This is a genomic window from Glutamicibacter sp. GQ173 (assembly GCF_059759215.1).
The window spans coordinates 41,228-56,530 of sequence record NZ_JCAXDT010000002.1; the positions used below are offsets into that span (position 1 = coordinate 41,228).

Genomic DNA, 15,303 nt, shown 5'->3' on the forward strand with positions numbered 1-15,303 from the left:
GGCACGTAAGATGGGGTGTGTTACGCGATATTGGAAGGTACTAATCGAACTGTGAGCGCCGCACCAGCTGAAAATCCCCAGGACAAGGGACCGCTATACAAGATATGGCGCTTCATCCGTGAAATCGCCATCATCGTGGTTATCGCCTTGGCGCTCTCCTTCGTGATCAAGACCTTCTTCTTCCGCGCTTATTACATTCCTTCGGGCTCCATGGAACACACCTTGGAAGTCAACGACCGCATCTTCGCGAACCTGATGGTCCCCGGCCCCTTTGAACTGAACCGCGGCGATGTAGTGGTTTTCCGTGACGACCTGGGCTGGCTGCCTCCACTGGCGCAGTCACCCACCGCGTTCGAAAACGTGCTCTCCTTCGTGGGAATCCTTCCCGCCGCCGACGAGCAGTACCTGGTCAAGCGCATCATCGGCATGCCAGGAGACACCGTCGAATACGATGCAGCGGTCGGCAAGCTCATGATCAATGGCGAAGCCATCGACGAACCCTACATCTACACCGGGAACCAGCCATCGGACATGGAATTCTCGATCACCGTGCCAGAAGGCAAGATCTGGGTCATGGGCGATCATCGTGCAGCCAGCGCCGATTCGCGCTTCCACACCGATATCGAAGGCGGATTCGTGGATATGGACTCGGTCCAGGGCCGGGCCTCCATCATTTCGTGGCCAACCTCGCGCTGGGGCACCATCGACTCCCACGGTGAAGTCTTCGCCAACGTCCCAGCCCCGGCCAGCAACTAGCCTGCCAGCGATCATGACAGCCACCAGGAACCAGCCCACCACCCTCGACCATGAACGCGCCCTGGCGGCGCGCCACAGCGTGCGCTTTGTTGGCGCGGTCGACGAGGTAGGACGCGGCGCATTGGCCGGGCCAATTACCGTGGGCATTACCGTGATCGACATCGAGAGCGTGCGCGAATTCCCGGAACTGCGCGACTCGAAGCTCTTGCGCCCGGAAACGCGCGAGGAGCTGGTGCCCAAGGTGCGTGAGTGGGCCGTGGGCCACGGTGTCGGCCATGCCTCCGCCCAGGAGATCGATGCCCTGGGCGTCACCGCCGCCCTGCGCCTGGCCGGAACCCGCGCCGTGGAGCAATGCGCCGTCGCACCCCAAGCCATCCTGCTGGACGGAAGCTACGACTGGCTGACCGCTCCGGAACCCGACCTTTTTGATGTGCTCGCCGACGAGCGCGAACCGGTGGGCCTGCACCTGCCGCTGGCCACCATCATCAAGGGCGATATGACCTGCCAAGCGATTGCTGGCGCCTCTATCCTGGCCAAGGTGGAACGCGACGACATCATGACCGATCTGGCCGTGTCCCACCCCGACTTCGGCTGGGAAATCAACAAGGGCTACGCAACCGCCGCGCATCGCGCCGCAATCAGTGCACAGGGCCCCTGCGATTACCACCGCAAAAGCTGGAACTTGACTTCGCGGGCCGACTCGGCCCATGGTGAAGCCACAACAAAGAAAGCAAAGTGATGGCTGGCGACGATCTGGAAAATTACGAGTCCGACATGGAACTGCAGCTGTACCGCGAGTACAAAACCGTGGTGGGGCTTTTCAATTACGTGGTCGAGACCGAACGGCGGTTCTACCTGGCCAACCAGGTAGACGTCAAAACGCTGAGCAACGCCGGCGAAGTCTACTTCGAGCTGAACCTCACCGACGCGTGGGTGTGGGACATCTACCGGCAAGGGCGTTTTGTGAAGTCCGTGAAGGTGCTGACGTTCAAGGACGTCAACGTCGAGGAACTGAATCGCGACGAGCTGCAGATCCCCAAGGAGGGGCTGGACTCCTAGCGCCGGTTTTCCACACTCCGCTTGTCTGCGGCACACGCGCGGGCATGAAACTCCGAAAATGTTGAGGACCAATAGTCCGAACATTCAGGAGCCATCATGCGCACCGCGGCACAACGATTGGGTGCGGCCGGGGAACTGGCCGCCGCCAATTACCTCAGCGATCACCAGTATGAGATCCTCGACCGGAACTGGCGCTGCTCTGCTGGCGAGCTGGATGCCGTGGCTCGCGCCGGCAACGGCCAGATTGTGGCCGTCGAGGTTAAAACGCGGTCCTCAACCCGCTTTGGCACCGGCTTTGATGCCATCACCGCGCAGAAGTACCGCAGGCTTCACAGGCTGCTGATACTTTGGGCCCAAGCCCACCGGACATTCATCGCCGAACCCCGCGTTGATATTCTCGAGGTCTATCCTCAAGGCCCGGGGTACATCTTCCTCCTGCATCAAGCGGTGCAAGCATGAGCACGGCACGAACCAGCGCTGCGGCCATCCACGGGGTCAGCGTGTCGCTGATAGAAGTGGAAGCCGATCTCGGAAACGGCATCCCCGGCTTCATCATGCTGGGCCTGCCCGATGCCTCGCTGAATGAAGCACGGGAACGTATCAAGGCGGCGGCGCGGAACACCGGCATTCCGCTGGCCAACCGCAAACTGACGGTTAATCTGTCCCCGGCGACCCTGCCCAAATACGGTTCCGGCTTTGATCTGGCGATTCTTGTCGCCGCTCTGGCTGCCGATCGCCAATTGCTCGCCAGCCCCTCCACGCTGTACCTGGCCGAGCTTGGCCTGGATGGCACCTTGCGTGCAGTTCCTGGTGTCCTGCCCGCAGTTCAACTGGCCAAGGAACATGGATTAGATCGTGTCATTGTGGCTGAAGCAAATGGCAATGAGGCACGGCTGGTTGAGGGAATCGAGGTGAAGTCTGCCCGCCACCTGGGGCAGGTGCTGGAATTCTGTGGCGCGCAGAAGGAACTGATCACTACGCATTTGCATCATCCGGGCCCTGCCGTCGCCCGGGCACAATCCGCTCTGGCCAGCACCAGCCATGACGAGGCAGACCTGCAGCTGGTCAACGGCCAGCAGGAAGCGCGCCTGGCGCTGGAACTCGCAGCTGCCGGGGGACACCACCTGATCATGGTTGGTCCGGCGGGCGCCGGGAAAACCATGCTGGCCAAATGCCTGCCCACGATCATTCCCCCGCTTGATGACAGCCAAGCCCTGGAGGCCACGGCAGTGCATTCCATTACCAGCGGTGCAATGAACGAGGTCAACCAGCTGCAGCGCACCCCGCCCTTCGTCGCACCACACCACACGTCTTCGCTGTCCGCGCTGATTGGCGGTGGAACTGCGCAGCTGATTCCCGGGGCGATAACGCGGGCCCACCACGGGATCCTGTTTTTGGACGAAGCCGCCCAGTTTAATACCGGCGTACTTGACGCCCTTCGCCAGCCCATCGAGGAAGGCTACATAAACCTTGCCCGGGCCCGTGGCCATCAGCGATTGCCCGCCCGATTCCAGCTCGTCCTCGCATCCAATCCCTGCCCTTGCGGGAGGAACTTCGGGACGGGAACCGGCTGCACGTGCACGCCCATGGCCCGCCGGCGCTACTTCGCCAGGCTCTCCGGCCCCATTTTGGATCGTGTTGACCTGCAAGTTCGAGTGAATCCGGTACACCAATCGCAGCTGTTGAGTCCCGCGCAGAATGAATCCAGTGCCATAGTTCGCGAACGAGTCCGCACGACAAGGGAGCGCAGCCAAGAGCGGCTTCGCCACTTCGCCATTAGCTGCAATGCCCAAATTCCAACGCAAGTACTGCGCCACGAGCTGAGATACCCAGCAAAAACTAAGACCGCTTTGGAACAGCTTGCTGCTCGCCGCGGGCTCTCGGCGCGCGGTATCCACCGTCTGCTGCGGGTGGCCTGGACAGTCGCGGACCAACAACAGCACGCAGCTCCCACCGAAGACGACTTGGCCGTTGCAGCGCATCTGCGCCAAAGTCTTGAAAATAGTTAGGCCATCGAATGTCCATCAATTCAAATCCTGCTCCGGTGGGCGATCGCACGAATCAGGAACGGCTGACATATGCGCTCTTGAACCAGCTGATTGAGCCCAACGACTACACCGCGAGTGCCCTGCTGGAACTCATGAGCCCCCAGGAACTGCTTGCACTAATTCGAAGAGAAGATTTCGTGCCATGGGGGCTCAAGCCCCAGGTAGACGACATCCTCGGGGTGAAGACCTCCTCGAATATGGCGCAGGACCTGAAAACCGCACTGACTCGTTGGCGCAAGAGGCTACCGCTGAGCAACCCCGCGGCTGCCTTGGACACCGCAGCCCGGCATAACGGAGGACTGCTGATCCCAACGGACCCAATGTGGCCAACTCAGCTTGATGACCTCAACCTGGGACGTCCCCTGTGCCTATGGTGGCGGGCCAGCGATCCGCAGCTTCTTGCCGGAGCACAGGTTGCGACGAATGTAGCGATCGTCGGCTCTCGTGATGCCAGTGACTATGGCGACCAAGTGACCTTCGACCTTGGCAGGACCCTTGCCACGCATGGGTACACCATCGTCTCCGGGGGAGCCTACGGCATCGATGCCAGCGCCCACCGGGCAGCGCTGACAGTTGAAGGCTGGGCCTACCCGAACCCGCCGACCATCACCGTGATGGCCGGCGGTATTGATCGGCTCTATCCATCAGGTAATAGCAACTTGCTCAACCAAATTGTCGCGAGGGGCGTCCTGCTGTCGGAAGTCCCGCCGGGGACTACATCAGCTCGTTTTCGATTTTTAAACCGCAACCGGATCATTGCGGCCTTGAGCAGGTTGGTTGTCGTCGCGGAGGCACGACACCGTTCTGGAGCACTGAATACAGCCAGCCATGCGGTCGAGCTAGGCCGCGATGTCGCAGCCGTTCCCGGAAGCGTGTTCGCTCCGAATTCCGCCGGCTGCCACCGGCTGATCGCCGAGGGAAGCGCCGCGCTGCTGGCTTCACCGCAAGATGCCCTCGCGCTCGTCGGCGCCGACCGCAGCTCGCAGGCTTCACGCGCGGATCTGGTGCCCCAGCGATCAACAGATCAGCTGGGCCGCGGTGAAGGCATGGTCTACGACGTCATGTCGTTTTCCAAGCCGCTGCTGGTTGATGACATTTCAGCGCGCAGTGGTGTGCCGATGCTCCAAACGCTTCAGGCGGTAGCCCGCCTGGAGGCACTCGGGCTGGCCAGCACCGATGGCCTATCGTGGAAACTGGTCTACCAGGGCAAATAGCCGCCTTCGGGTAAGCTCGGTGGTGATGAAGCACGATCCTGCCTCGAAGCATTCCTCCGGTCCGTCGGCAAAATTTTCCGAACCCGTGGCCGACTATTTGGAGTACCTGCAGCACGAACGCGGCCGCAGCGAAAATACCCTGCGCGCCTACGACGTAGATCTCCGAAACCTCGGACAGTTCCTCAACGCTCACGCCGGGGATCCGGCACTGAAGCAGATTTCTGTCCAAATGCTTCGAGACTGGCTGGCTTACCTGCATGAGTCCGCAGTTTCTCGGACAACATTGGCCCGCCGTATCTCTGCGGTGAAAAACTTCTTCGCGTGGGCATTGAAGAACCACTTGGTTGAGAGTGATCCGGCCTTGCGCTTGGCAGCACCGAAAAAAGAGCGGCGGCTGCCGCACATACTTCAGCCCAGCCAGATCGACAGGCTCCTGTCGGAACATGCTGGTCCTAAAGATGAAAACGAGGCAGCCAGGCAGAAGGGCGATGGAACCGACCAGGATCCCAAAGCCAGGGCGATCCAGTGTCGAGACAGGGTCATTGCAGAATTGCTCTACGCGTCGGGACTGCGTGTCAGTGAGCTGGTTGCCTTGGATATCGCGGATATCGATTTTGAGCGAAGGACGTTGAGAGTCCTTGGTAAAGGCAATAAGGAGCGGATGGTGCCCTTCGGCAAACCTGCCGAGCGGGTAATTATTGAATGGATACGCTCCTACCGACGAGCCGTGGCCGCAGAGCAGGCCGGGGACGCCTTGTTGGTCGGAGTTCGCGGTTCCAGGCTGAATGTTCGACAGGCGCGTGAAGTCATTGCCAGCGCCTTGCGCTCACTTGGCGATACCTCCGCCAGCGGGCCACACGCCTTACGCCATACAGTCGCCACCCATTTGCTCGATGGAGGCGCTGACCTGCGTGCGGTGCAAGAGTTCCTCGGGCACGCATCGCTTGCCACCACCCAGCTTTATACGCATGTTTCCGTGGATCGATTGCGGCAAAGTTACCGCCAAGCACACCCTCGGGCCTAAAGATTTTCGTCCAATCTGTGAATTTAGCCCGCTTGGGTGGCGAAAAGTGCTGTTCATCGGGCAAAATAGAACTATCGGCGGCGATAGCACCAGTTCGATGTTGACGTAGGGGAAGACGATCAACACCGCAACGGAGGATGGCATGTCTGCACCGATGACCAGAGGCGTGATATTTGTACATTCCGCCCCTGCTGCACTATGCCCGCACCTGGAATGGGCAATTGGGTCCGTGCTCGGAACTCCAGTCAAGATGGACTGGACCGAACAGCACGTCGCACCCGGATTTTGTCGCGCCGAAATTGAGTGGGTAGGCCCTCAGGGAACTGGCGCACTGCTCACCAGTGAAATGCATGGATGGCAGCATCTGCGTTTCGAAATCACAGAGGATCCAAGCCCCGGCGCCGACGGCAGCCGTTGGTCCGTAACTCCAGACTTGGGGATCTTCCACGCGACCGTTGATGTTGCTGGCAACATCATGGTCGGCGAGGAAAGAATCCGCTGGGCCTATGAAAAGGGCGATGGAAACCCGTCAATTTTCTATCAAGAAATGTCCATCGCACTGGGCGAAGCCTGGGACGAGGAGCTCGAGCCTTTCCGACACTCAGGAGATGAAGCACCTGTACGATGGCTCAACCAGGTGGTTTAGCAACTGGTTTTAATGTCTCTGGGTGAGTTTACAACTGCACTCAGTTAGACCCCGTTGGTGCGGGGTTGTTACCACGAGAAGTGGGATTCCATATTGGGATCCCACTTCTTGGTTTTACCCTGAAGACATAGTCAGGCGCGCGCCCAGGATGCTAGACTCATGGGCGATGAAGACCAGTCAGGCTCTAGGCAGCCACTCCCGGAACGGCTATCTGGTCGTTCCCTGATCCGCGGACCACCCTTTCACCGGAAGATTCAAGCAACAGAATTTTCGGACATATTTTGAAAGGGACAGATGACCGCGCAATTCAACCACACAATTATCGCTTCAACGGATGCACAGCGCATGGCAGAGTTTTACACTGACTTGCTCGAAGCGAAGCCCGCCCCCAGCTGGGGGCCATTCTGCAACATCAGCCTTGACGATGGGGTGTTGCTGCAGTTTGCGAAGCCACCGATTGATTTTCCGCCTCAGCACTATGCGTTCCTGCTCAGCGAAGCGCATTTTGACCGCGCCTACCAAAAAATATGCGCAACGCAGCACGAGCATTGGGCCGACCCGCAACGTCAGCACCCCGGAGCAATCAATCATGAGCTCGGTGGCAGGGGAGTCTATTTGCTAGACCCATCGGGACATTATCTGGAACTGATCACGAAGGAATACATCCCCCGATGAGGTCACCGGACGACGTCGAAAACATTCTTTTGGATACCATTCGAATATGTTTGTGAATCCACGAGCTTGAGCTTTTGCGCGTCCATGCTTTCCTGGCTGAACAGGCGCTTGCCTGCACCGAGCAGGACCGGGAAAACCAGGAGGTTGTACCGGTCAATGAGCTGGTGCTCTTGGAGGGAACGAACCAAGGTTGCCGAACCATGGATGCTGATGGGTCCACCCTCGCCCGCGCGTAGGCGTGCGACGTCGGAGATCGAACGCAGAATGGTTGTTTCGCCCCAGTTGTCTACGAGGTCCTTCTCGGCCAGGGTTGTGGAAAGCACGTATTTAGGCATGGCGTTATAGTGCGGAAATTCCTCGGTCATCGATGGCCAGATCGGGGAGAAGGCCTGGTAGCTGATCCTGCCCAGCAACATGGCCGAAGCTTCGGCCTGTTCGGTGCCCTTCAGCTCGTATGCGGCTGGATCGAACTCGACGCTATTCATGGTCCAGCCGGAATTGCGGTATTCGGGTTCGCCGCCCGGAGCTTCAACGACTCCGTCGAGCGAGACAAATGCAGTTGCGATGAGTGTGCGCACGAGAGTGGCTCCTGAGCTGATCGAAGTAACAAGTTCCCGCGCCAGGTGGGCGGATCTTGAGCGTAACAAGCCCAGGTGCGATCAGACAACGATTTGCCGAAGTAGCCAGAGAATTAAAGCAGGATGGGATGGTCCAAGGAAACCCTTGGACCATCCCATCGGCTATTCGGTTGCACGCAACCGGGATAATGCTAGACGCTGCGGATAGCGACAACTGCGTTGTGGCCACCGAAACCGAACGAGTTGTTCAGTGCCACGATGGTGCCCTCGGCTGGAAGTGCTTCCGGCTGGCCGGTGACTACCTTCAGCGGGATCGCTGGATCCTGGTTATCCAGGTTGATCGTCACAGGGGTGGTGCGGTGGTAGACAGCCAGCGCGCACAGGACCGATTCAACGGCACCGGAGGCGCCAAGCAGGTGGCCCATCTGCGACTTGGTCGCCGAGACCCAGACGTTGTCCAGCTGATCGCCCAGGGCGTTCTTCAGGGCGGTGTATTCCGGAGCGTCGCCCACCGGGGTGGAGGTTGCGTGCGCGTTGACGTGCACAACGTCCTCTGGCTGGATGCGCCCGTCGAACATGGCGGCCTTCAGCGCGCGGGTAGCACCCGAGCCATCTGGATCCGGAGCGGTGATGTGGTGTGCATCAGATGTGACCGACGATCCGGCCAGCTCGGCGTAGATGCGGGCGCCACGAGCCAATGCGTGCTCTTCGGCTTCCAGCACCAAGGCGCCAGCGCCTTCACCCATCACGAAGCCATCACGATCGATGTCGTACGGGCGGGAGGCCTTGGCAGGATCGTCATTGCGGCGCGAGAGCGCATGCATCGAGGAGAAAGCGGCCATTGGCATGGGGTGGATGGCGGCTTCAGCGCCACCAACCATCACGACATCCGCCTTGCCCGAGCGGATCAGTTCCAGGCCAACGTGCATGGCCTCGGTGCCCGAAGCGCAAGCGGAGACCGGGGTGTGGGCGCCACCGGCGGCACCCAGATCCAGGGATACCGCAGCAGCTGGGCCGTTGGGCATCAGCATCGGGACAGTCATTGGCAAAACGCGGCGGGGGCCCTTTTCGCGCAGGGTGTCCCAAGCGTTCAGCAGGGTCCAGACACCGCCGATGCCGGTAGCGAAGGCCACGGCAAGCTTGTTCTGGTCGATGTCGTCCTTGCTCAGACCGGAATCAGCCCATGCTTCGCGCGAGGCAACGACAGCGAACTGCGTGGAAGGATCCATGCGCTTGGTTTCCGGGCGGGTGAGAACCTCGGTTGGCTGAACGGAAGCGCGCGCAGCGAAGGTGACCGGAAGGTCGTATTCCTTCACCCAGGCATCATCCAGGGTTGCGGCGCCGGAGACGCCCTTCAAAGCGTTGGCCCAGAGGGTGGGGACGTCCCCGCCGATTGGGGTGGTGGCTCCGAGACCGGTGATCACTACTTTGCGCGCCATCATCAAACTCTCTACTGTGCGATTAAGAAATTTAGGGGGCCGGCTTGACGTACCGGCCGATGCGCACGGCTTGCCCGCGCAACGGTGTGGCGATTAACGCCGAAAGCTTAGGCCTGAACCGAAGCGATGAAGCTGACAGCGTCGCCTACGGTCTTCAGGTTCTTGACTTCCTCGTCCGGAATCTTTACGTCGAACTTCTCTTCTGCCTCTACGACGATGGTCATCATCGAGATCGAGTCGATGTCCAGGTCCTCGGTGAAGGACTTGTCCAGCTGCACGTCTGCTTCGTCCAGGCCGGTCTCGGAGTTGACGATTTCGGCGAGGCCCGCCAGGATTTCTTCGTTGCTAGCCATGGATGGCTCCTTTTCTTCAGTTGCCGGAGGACTCCGGTGTTCTTTGTGGCTGAAACAGATCCCTGCGGACAGGTTTCCGTTGCGAGCCGATGTGCTGAAACGATGATGCATGAATCACGCACCGCAGTTTCGTCGGTTTAAAGCTTAGGCCAGAGATGAGCCCGCCGGTGGCATCATGACTGGTTTGGCGCGCAAATCTTTGAGTTCTGCCGGTTAGTTGGCAGTGTGCTCGGCGATGAAGGCCTGGGCGGCTTCAATATCGGCAGGCGACTTGACCGCGAGGGTCTTCACGCCCTTCAGCCCGCGGCGGGCCAAACCCACCAGGGTGCCAGCTGGTGCCAGTTCCAAGACTCCGGTGACGCCGGCTTCGGCCAGGGTCTCCATGCACAGATCCCAGCGCACCGGGCGGGAGACCTGGGCTACCAGGGAGTCGAGGTTGGCCTGGCCGTCAGCGACCGGCTGGCCATCGAAGTTCGAGAGCAGGCTCACGCTCGGGTCAACGGGCGTGAGGGTATCGGCCAATTCCTTCAAGGTGCCCACCGCTGGCTGCATGTGCGAGGTGTGGAATGCGCCGGCAACCTTCAAGGGGATCACACGGGCCTTTGCCGGTGGATTCTCGACCAGCTCGGCCAGCTGTTCGGCGGTTCCCGCGGCAACGATCTGCCCGCCGCCATTGGCGTTGGCCGGGGTGAGCCCGAAACCGTCCAAGGCCGCGAGGACCTCTTCAGGTTCGCCACCGAGCACGGCGGCCATGCCGGTCGGGGTGGCTGCGGCCGCTTCGGCCATGGCATTGGCGCGGACCTTGACGAAGTTCATTGCATCGGATTCAGCCAAGGCTCCAGCCAGTGCCGAAGCGGTGATTTCGCCAACCGAGTGGCCGGCGAGGATGCTGCCTGCTGGCAAGTGGTCGCCGAACAGCGCACGGGCGGTCACCAGGCCTGCGGCGACAATCAGCGGCTGCGCGACGGCGGTGTCCTTGATGGTCTCTTCGTCGGAGACGGTTCCGTGGGCGGTGAGGTCGCGCTCGGTAATGGCGCTCAGGGCTGCCAGATGATCGGCAACACCCTCAACTTCGAGCCATTCGGCGAGGAAACCTGGGGTCTGGGAGCCCTGTCCGGGGCAAACGATTGCTAACACTCTTACAGCTTTCCAAATTCTAGGAGCTTTTCGCGCTTCATTTCGGTACCAAGCTCAAGGTGGCTATTTGTAGGAACTCTACAAAACAGTATCCCATGCCCAACCGGAATTCCCATGTAATGCGCTATGAGCGAGCAAAATGGTGTTGTGCGCCATGCCCATTCTTTGGGTGAAGCCTACAAGTTGAACTCGTGGAGCCGGCCGTAGAGCAATGCGGACTGGAGCACAAAAGCGTCGCGCGGCACCAGCGGGTCCCAGCCGCTGACCTCGCTGACCCGCTTGAGCCGATAACGCACCGTATTGGCATGGACAAAGAGCTCGCGCGCGGTGCCTTCCAGCGAATGCCCCAGCGCCAGATAGCTGGAGAGGGTTTCAAGCAGCCCGTTGGAGGCTTGCTGCAGCGGCTGATACACCTGTTCGATCAGCGCCGTGCGTGCCAGCTGATCGCCATTGCACGCGCGTTCGGGCCACAAATCATCGGTGCTGACCGGGTTGGGCGCCTGCGGCCAGGCGCGTGCTGCGCTGTAGCCGGCGACCGCGGCCACCGCGGCATGGTGCATGTCCTTGACCGTGGTTGCCAGCGGCGAGTACACCACCGGGCCCGGGCCGAAGAACCGGGTGAAGCGGGTGAGGTCGACGTCGTCGAATTTGGTATCAGAGAGCATCAGCACCGAGCGGTCGCCGAGCACCCCCACCAGCGAATCGCGCGAATAGCGGGTGGCCACCCGGCGCAAGGTCGTGACGAAGGTTGCCGAATTGGCTGCCGGCGTGGTGCCCACCAAGATGCGGATGTCCTTTTGCGACTTCCAGCCGATGGCGGCAATCCGCGAAGCCAGCGACTCATGGGGCTCGCCGTGGAGCACCGCATCAACCACGTGGGCCTCCAGCCGTGAGTCCCATGCGCCGCGGGTCTCGGCAGCGCGCGCGTAGACGTCTGCGGCGGCAAAGGCCACCTCGCGGGAGTAGCGCAGCACCGCCTCGCGCAGGGCGGCCTGCTCGTGCTCCGTGGCGATATCCGGAACCTGGGATTCGACCACCTCCACGATGGTGCGCAGCAGCCCCAAGGCCTTTTGCAGCGAGATCGAACGGGTCAACTCGGTGGGAGCTGCCCCAAAGACGTCGGTGACCACCCACGACGGGGTGGAGGACGGATCCTCGTACCAGGTGACAAAGGTGGAGATGCCCTTTTGGGCGATCAGGCCCAGGGCCGCGCGCTCGTTCGGATCCAGCGAGCGGTACCAGGGCAGCTGCTGGTCAAGATACTTCAAGGCCGTGGTGGACAGGACTCCGATATGGCTTTGGAGCCGCTTGAGCGTTTGCGGGCTCGGCGGCTGCGGCTGGCTGGATCGGTTTTTCGGCGTTGCGGCTTCGAGTTCGGGACTCATGGTCTCAAGCTTAGTGATTTTTCCTCCGCCATGCCCATGCCAAGAAGGGTGATTAAAAAGCTCCTGCCCCGCAGCGGAAAATCCGTTGCGGGGCAGGAGCCGATCTGGCACAAGTGCCGACCCGTGGGTGCTTAGGCGTCGCCGCCAGCGTTGCCGGATTTGCCAGCGTTCGGGTTGTTCAGATCGTACTTGGCGTGGGCCTTCACTGCGGTGTCCGCAGGGATTTCGCCGCGCTCGACCAGCGACTGCAAGGTCTGGACCACCAGCGAGTGGGCATCGATCTTGAAGAAGCGGCGGGCCGCTGCACGGGTGTCCGAGAAGCCGAAACCGTCCGCGCCCAGGGTGTGGAATTCACCTGGCACGTAGGGGCGGATCTGCTCGGGCACGGCGCGCATGTAGTCGGTGGTCGCGATGACCGGGCCCGGGGTGGACTCCAGCTTGCTGGTCACGTACGGGGTGCGGCGAGCCTTGGAAGGATCGATCAGCACCTCGGCGTCGGCGTTCTGGCCGTCGCGGGCCAGTTCGTTCCACGAAGTCACAGACCAGACATCGGCGGAAACGCCCCACTCTTCGGCGAGGATTTCCTGTGCTTCCAGCGCCCATGGCACGGCCACGCCGGAGGCCAGCAGCTGTGCGCGCGGGCCGTCAGTGGTGGCTTCCTTGAGCAGGTGGATGCCCTTGATGATGCCCTCGACGTCGACGTTTTCCGGCTCAGCTGGCTGGCTGATCGGCTCGTTGTACACGGTCAGGTAGTACATGACGTTCGGATCCTGGTGGGTTCCGCCGTACATGCGTTCCAGGCCGGAGCGCATGATGTGGCCGATTTCGTAACCGTAGGCTGGATCGTAGGTGATCACGGCCGGGTTGGTCGAAGCCAGGATCGGCGAGTGGCCATCGGCGTGCTGCAGGCCTTCACCGGTCAGGGTGGTGCGGCCGGCGGTAGCGCCGATGATGAAGCCACGGGTCATCTGGTCGCCGGCAGCCCAGAACTGGTCGCCGGTGCGCTGGAAGCCGAACATCGAGTAGAACACGTAGATCGGGATCAGCGGTTCGTCGTGGGTCGAGTAGCTGGTGCCGGCAGCGGTGAATGCTGCGACGGCGCCGGCCTCGTTGATGCCCGGGTGGATCAGCTGGCCCTGAGGGGATTCCTTGTAGGCCAGGACCAGGTCGCGGTCCACGGACAGGTAGTTTTGGCCACCTGGATTGTAGATCTTCGCGGTCGGGAAGAACGAGTCCATGCCGAAGGTGCGGGACTCATCAGGAACGATCGGCACAATGCGGTGGCCGAATTCCTTGTCGCGCATCAGGTCCTTGAGCAGGCGGACGAAAGCCATGGTGGTGGCTGCCTGCTGCTTGCCCGAGCCGCGCTTGGCGATGGCGTATGCCTTGTCGCCTGGCAGCGGGAGCTTGACCGAAGTTTCCTTGCGGCGGGTCGGCACCGAGCCGCCCAGGGCCGCGCGGCGTTCCATCATGTACTTGAACTCCGGCGAATCCTCGGATGGGCGGAAGTACGGTGGCGAGTACAGATCGGCTTCGAGCTGCTCGTCGGTGATCGGGATGCGCAGGTGATCGCGGAAGCCCTTGAGGTCTTCCATGGTCAGCTTCTTCATCTGGTGGGTCGCGTTGCGAGCCTCGAAGTGCGAACCCAAGCCGTAGCCCTTGACGGTCTTGGCCAGAATGACGGTTGGCTTGCCCTTGAACTCGACGGCAGCCTTGTAGGCGGCGTAGACCTTGTGGTAGTCGTGGCCACCGCGCTTGAGGTTCCAGATCTCGTCGTCGGTCATGTCGGCAACCAATTCCTTGGTTTCCGGACGCTGGCCGAAGAAGTGCTCGCGCACGAATGCGCCGGACTCTGCCTTGTAGGTCTGGTAGTCGCCATCCGGGGTCTGGTTCATGATGTCGACCAGGGCATTGGTCTTGTCGGCTTCGAGCAGGGCATCCCACTCGCGGCCCCAAGTGACCTTGATGACGTTCCAGCCAGCACCGCGGAAGAAGGCTTCCAGTTCCTGCATGATCTTGCCGTTACCGCGAACCGGGCCGTCCAGGCGCTGCAGGTTGCAGTTGATGACGAAGTTCAGGTTGTCCAGCTTTTCGTTGGCAGCCAGCTGCAAGAAGCCGCGCGACTCCGGCTCGTCCATTTCGCCGTCGCCAAGGAAGGCCCAGACCTGCTGGTCGGAGGTGTCCTTGATGCCGCGGTTTTGCAGGTAGCGGTTCAGCTGTGCCTGGTAGATGGCGTTAGCTGGGCCGATGCCCATCGACACGGTCGGGAATTCCCAGAAGTCGGGAAGCGAACGCGGGTGCGGGTAGGAAGGAAGCGCGTGGCCTTCCTTGGAGTGCTCCTGGCGGAAGCCGTCCATGTCCTCTTCGGACAAGCGGCCTTCGAGGAAGGCGCGGGCGTACATGCCCGGCGAGGCGTGGCCCTGGAAGAAGACCTGGTCGCCGCCGCCTGGGTGGTTCTTGCCACGGAAGAAGTGGTTGAAGCCCACTTCGTAGAGGGTGGCTGCACCAGCGTAGGTGGAGATGTGGCCGCCAACGCCGATGGCCGGGTTCTGGGCGCGGTGCACCATGATGGCTGCGTTCCAGCGCATGAATGCGCGGAAGCGGCGTTCGATGGCTTCATCGCCCGGGAAGTCTGGTTCCTGGTCCACAGGAATAGTGTTCACGTAGTCGGTGGTGGTCACATGGGGGACACCCACGGACTTTGCACCTGCACGCTGCAATAGCGAGCGGATAATGAACTGAGCACGCTCGGTGCCCTGGGATTCTACGAGAGAATCAAACGAGTCCATCCATTCCTGAGTTTCCTCAGGATCCCGATCTGAAAGCTGGTAAGTCAACCCGCTACGGATCTGGGAGATGTGTTCCTCTACAGCCACGGAAGCTCCTTGATTGAATTGCGGCTCCGCTGCGTTGCAGTTTTCCACTGCGATGCAACGGTTTTGGGACAACGGGTGCAGTAACACTGGAGTGATGTGCACTGTCGGTTCAT

15 protein-coding genes are annotated in these 15,303 nt (G+C 61.1%); 9 read left to right on the top strand and 6 right to left on the bottom strand.

Annotated features, from left to right (window positions below; translation table 11 throughout):
- Positions 1 to 51 precede the first annotated feature (51 nt).
- The 9 genes from lepB to AC6CHO_RS04065 all read left to right on the top strand — a co-directional run bounded on the left by lepB (position 52) and on the right by AC6CHO_RS04065 (position 7,422).
- Positions 52 to 756: a signal peptidase I gene (gene lepB / locus AC6CHO_RS04025; RefSeq protein WP_498213828.1), complete on the top strand. Its 705-nt coding sequence runs from the start codon at positions 52 to 54 to the stop codon at positions 754 to 756.
- Between the two features lie 13 nt (positions 757 to 769).
- Positions 770 to 1,495 carry a ribonuclease HII gene (rnhB, locus tag AC6CHO_RS04030; protein ID WP_498213829.1) on the top strand — a complete coding sequence of 242 codons (726 nt, stop codon included), beginning with the start codon at positions 770 to 772 and terminating at the stop codon, positions 1,493 to 1,495.
- On the top strand, positions 1,495 to 1,815 hold the full coding sequence (locus AC6CHO_RS04035; RefSeq protein ID WP_022876618.1) for a DUF2469 domain-containing protein: 321 nt from the start codon (positions 1,495 to 1,497) through the stop codon (positions 1,813 to 1,815). Before rnhB ends, AC6CHO_RS04035 begins: the two co-directional genes overlap by 1 nt.
- 96 nt (positions 1,816 to 1,911) lie before the next feature.
- Positions 1,912 to 2,274, top strand: a complete 363-nt coding sequence (locus tag AC6CHO_RS04040; RefSeq protein WP_498213830.1) for a YraN family protein — start codon at positions 1,912 to 1,914, stop codon at positions 2,272 to 2,274.
- Positions 2,271 to 3,824 carry a YifB family Mg chelatase-like AAA ATPase gene (locus AC6CHO_RS04045; RefSeq protein ID WP_498213831.1) on the top strand — a complete coding sequence of 518 codons (1,554 nt, stop codon included), beginning with the start codon at positions 2,271 to 2,273 and terminating at the stop codon, positions 3,822 to 3,824. The genes AC6CHO_RS04040 and AC6CHO_RS04045 overlap by 4 nt, the downstream gene beginning before the upstream one ends.
- Positions 3,825 to 3,832: 8 nt before the next feature.
- A complete protein-coding gene (gene dprA / locus AC6CHO_RS04050; RefSeq protein WP_498213832.1) occupies positions 3,833 to 5,077 on the top strand; it encodes a DNA-processing protein DprA in 1,245 nt (414 codons plus the stop codon).
- A gap of 25 nt (positions 5,078 to 5,102) precedes the next feature.
- Complete coding sequence (locus AC6CHO_RS04055; protein ID WP_498213834.1) at positions 5,103 to 6,101, top strand: tyrosine recombinase XerC; 999 nt, start codon at positions 5,103 to 5,105, stop codon at positions 6,099 to 6,101.
- Between the two features lie 142 nt (positions 6,102 to 6,243).
- Positions 6,244 to 6,747 (top strand): DUF3145 domain-containing protein, encoded by a 504-nt coding sequence (locus AC6CHO_RS04060; RefSeq protein WP_060701508.1) that lies wholly within the window; start codon positions 6,244 to 6,246, stop codon positions 6,745 to 6,747.
- A 294-nt stretch (positions 6,748 to 7,041) separates the two neighbouring features.
- The gene (locus tag AC6CHO_RS04065) at positions 7,042 to 7,422 is read left to right on the top strand and encodes a VOC family protein (protein WP_498213835.1); all 381 of its coding nucleotides are present in this window, start codon (positions 7,042 to 7,044) and stop codon (positions 7,420 to 7,422) included.
- A 2-nt stretch (positions 7,423 to 7,424) separates the two neighbouring features.
- On the opposite strand, the gene AC6CHO_RS04070 is transcribed toward AC6CHO_RS04065, so the two are convergent.
- From AC6CHO_RS04070 to aceE, 6 genes are all read right to left on the bottom strand, one after another.
- Positions 7,425 to 8,000 (bottom strand): dihydrofolate reductase family protein, encoded by a 576-nt coding sequence (locus tag AC6CHO_RS04070; protein WP_102597712.1) that lies wholly within the window; start codon positions 7,998 to 8,000, stop codon positions 7,425 to 7,427.
- A 191-nt stretch (positions 8,001 to 8,191) separates the two neighbouring features.
- A complete protein-coding gene (locus tag AC6CHO_RS04075) occupies positions 8,192 to 9,439 on the bottom strand; it encodes a beta-ketoacyl-[acyl-carrier-protein] synthase family protein (protein WP_498213836.1) in 1,248 nt (415 codons plus the stop codon).
- Positions 9,440 to 9,546: 107 nt separating this feature from the next.
- Positions 9,547 to 9,792: an acyl carrier protein gene (locus AC6CHO_RS04080; RefSeq protein ID WP_060701512.1), complete on the bottom strand. Its 246-nt coding sequence runs from the start codon at positions 9,790 to 9,792 to the stop codon at positions 9,547 to 9,549.
- Positions 9,793 to 10,005: 213 nt separating this feature from the next.
- Positions 10,006 to 10,929: an ACP S-malonyltransferase gene (locus tag AC6CHO_RS04085; RefSeq protein WP_498213837.1), complete on the bottom strand. Its 924-nt coding sequence runs from the start codon at positions 10,927 to 10,929 to the stop codon at positions 10,006 to 10,008.
- Positions 10,930 to 11,105: 176 nt separating this feature from the next.
- Positions 11,106 to 12,314 carry a PucR family transcriptional regulator gene (locus AC6CHO_RS04090; protein WP_498213838.1) on the bottom strand — a complete coding sequence of 403 codons (1,209 nt, stop codon included), beginning with the start codon at positions 12,312 to 12,314 and terminating at the stop codon, positions 11,106 to 11,108.
- Positions 12,315 to 12,445: 131 nt separating this feature from the next.
- Positions 12,446 to 15,190 carry a pyruvate dehydrogenase (acetyl-transferring), homodimeric type gene (aceE, locus tag AC6CHO_RS04095; RefSeq protein WP_498213839.1) on the bottom strand — a complete coding sequence of 915 codons (2,745 nt, stop codon included), beginning with the start codon at positions 15,188 to 15,190 and terminating at the stop codon, positions 12,446 to 12,448.
- Positions 15,191 to 15,303 lie beyond the last annotated feature (113 nt).

Excerpts from the sequence above, each read along its gene's own strand:
- AC6CHO_RS04090 (WP_498213838.1), bottom strand. The coding sequence starts at position 12,314 with ATGAGTCCCGAACTCGAAGCCGCAACGCCGAAAAACCGATCCAGCCAG.
- AC6CHO_RS04045 (WP_498213831.1), top strand. The coding sequence starts at position 2,271 with ATGAGCACGGCACGAACCAGCGCTGCGGCCATCCACGGGGTCAGCGTG.
- AC6CHO_RS04065 (WP_498213835.1), top strand. The coding sequence starts at position 7,042 with ATGACCGCGCAATTCAACCACACAATTATCGCTTCAACGGATGCACAG.
- AC6CHO_RS04075 (WP_498213836.1), bottom strand. The coding sequence starts at position 9,439 with ATGGCGCGCAAAGTAGTGATCACCGGTCTCGGAGCCACCACCCCAATC.
- AC6CHO_RS04035 (WP_022876618.1), top strand. The coding sequence starts at position 1,495 with ATGGCTGGCGACGATCTGGAAAATTACGAGTCCGACATGGAACTGCAG.
- dprA (WP_498213832.1), top strand. The coding sequence starts at position 3,833 with ATGTCCATCAATTCAAATCCTGCTCCGGTGGGCGATCGCACGAATCAG.
- AC6CHO_RS04060 (WP_060701508.1), top strand. The coding sequence starts at position 6,244 with ATGTCTGCACCGATGACCAGAGGCGTGATATTTGTACATTCCGCCCCT.
- AC6CHO_RS04080 (WP_060701512.1), bottom strand. The coding sequence starts at position 9,792 with ATGGCTAGCAACGAAGAAATCCTGGCGGGCCTCGCCGAAATCGTCAAC.
- AC6CHO_RS04040 (WP_498213830.1), top strand. The coding sequence starts at position 1,912 with ATGCGCACCGCGGCACAACGATTGGGTGCGGCCGGGGAACTGGCCGCC.
- rnhB (WP_498213829.1), top strand. The coding sequence starts at position 770 with ATGACAGCCACCAGGAACCAGCCCACCACCCTCGACCATGAACGCGCC.
- AC6CHO_RS04055 (WP_498213834.1), top strand. The coding sequence starts at position 5,103 with ATGAAGCACGATCCTGCCTCGAAGCATTCCTCCGGTCCGTCGGCAAAA.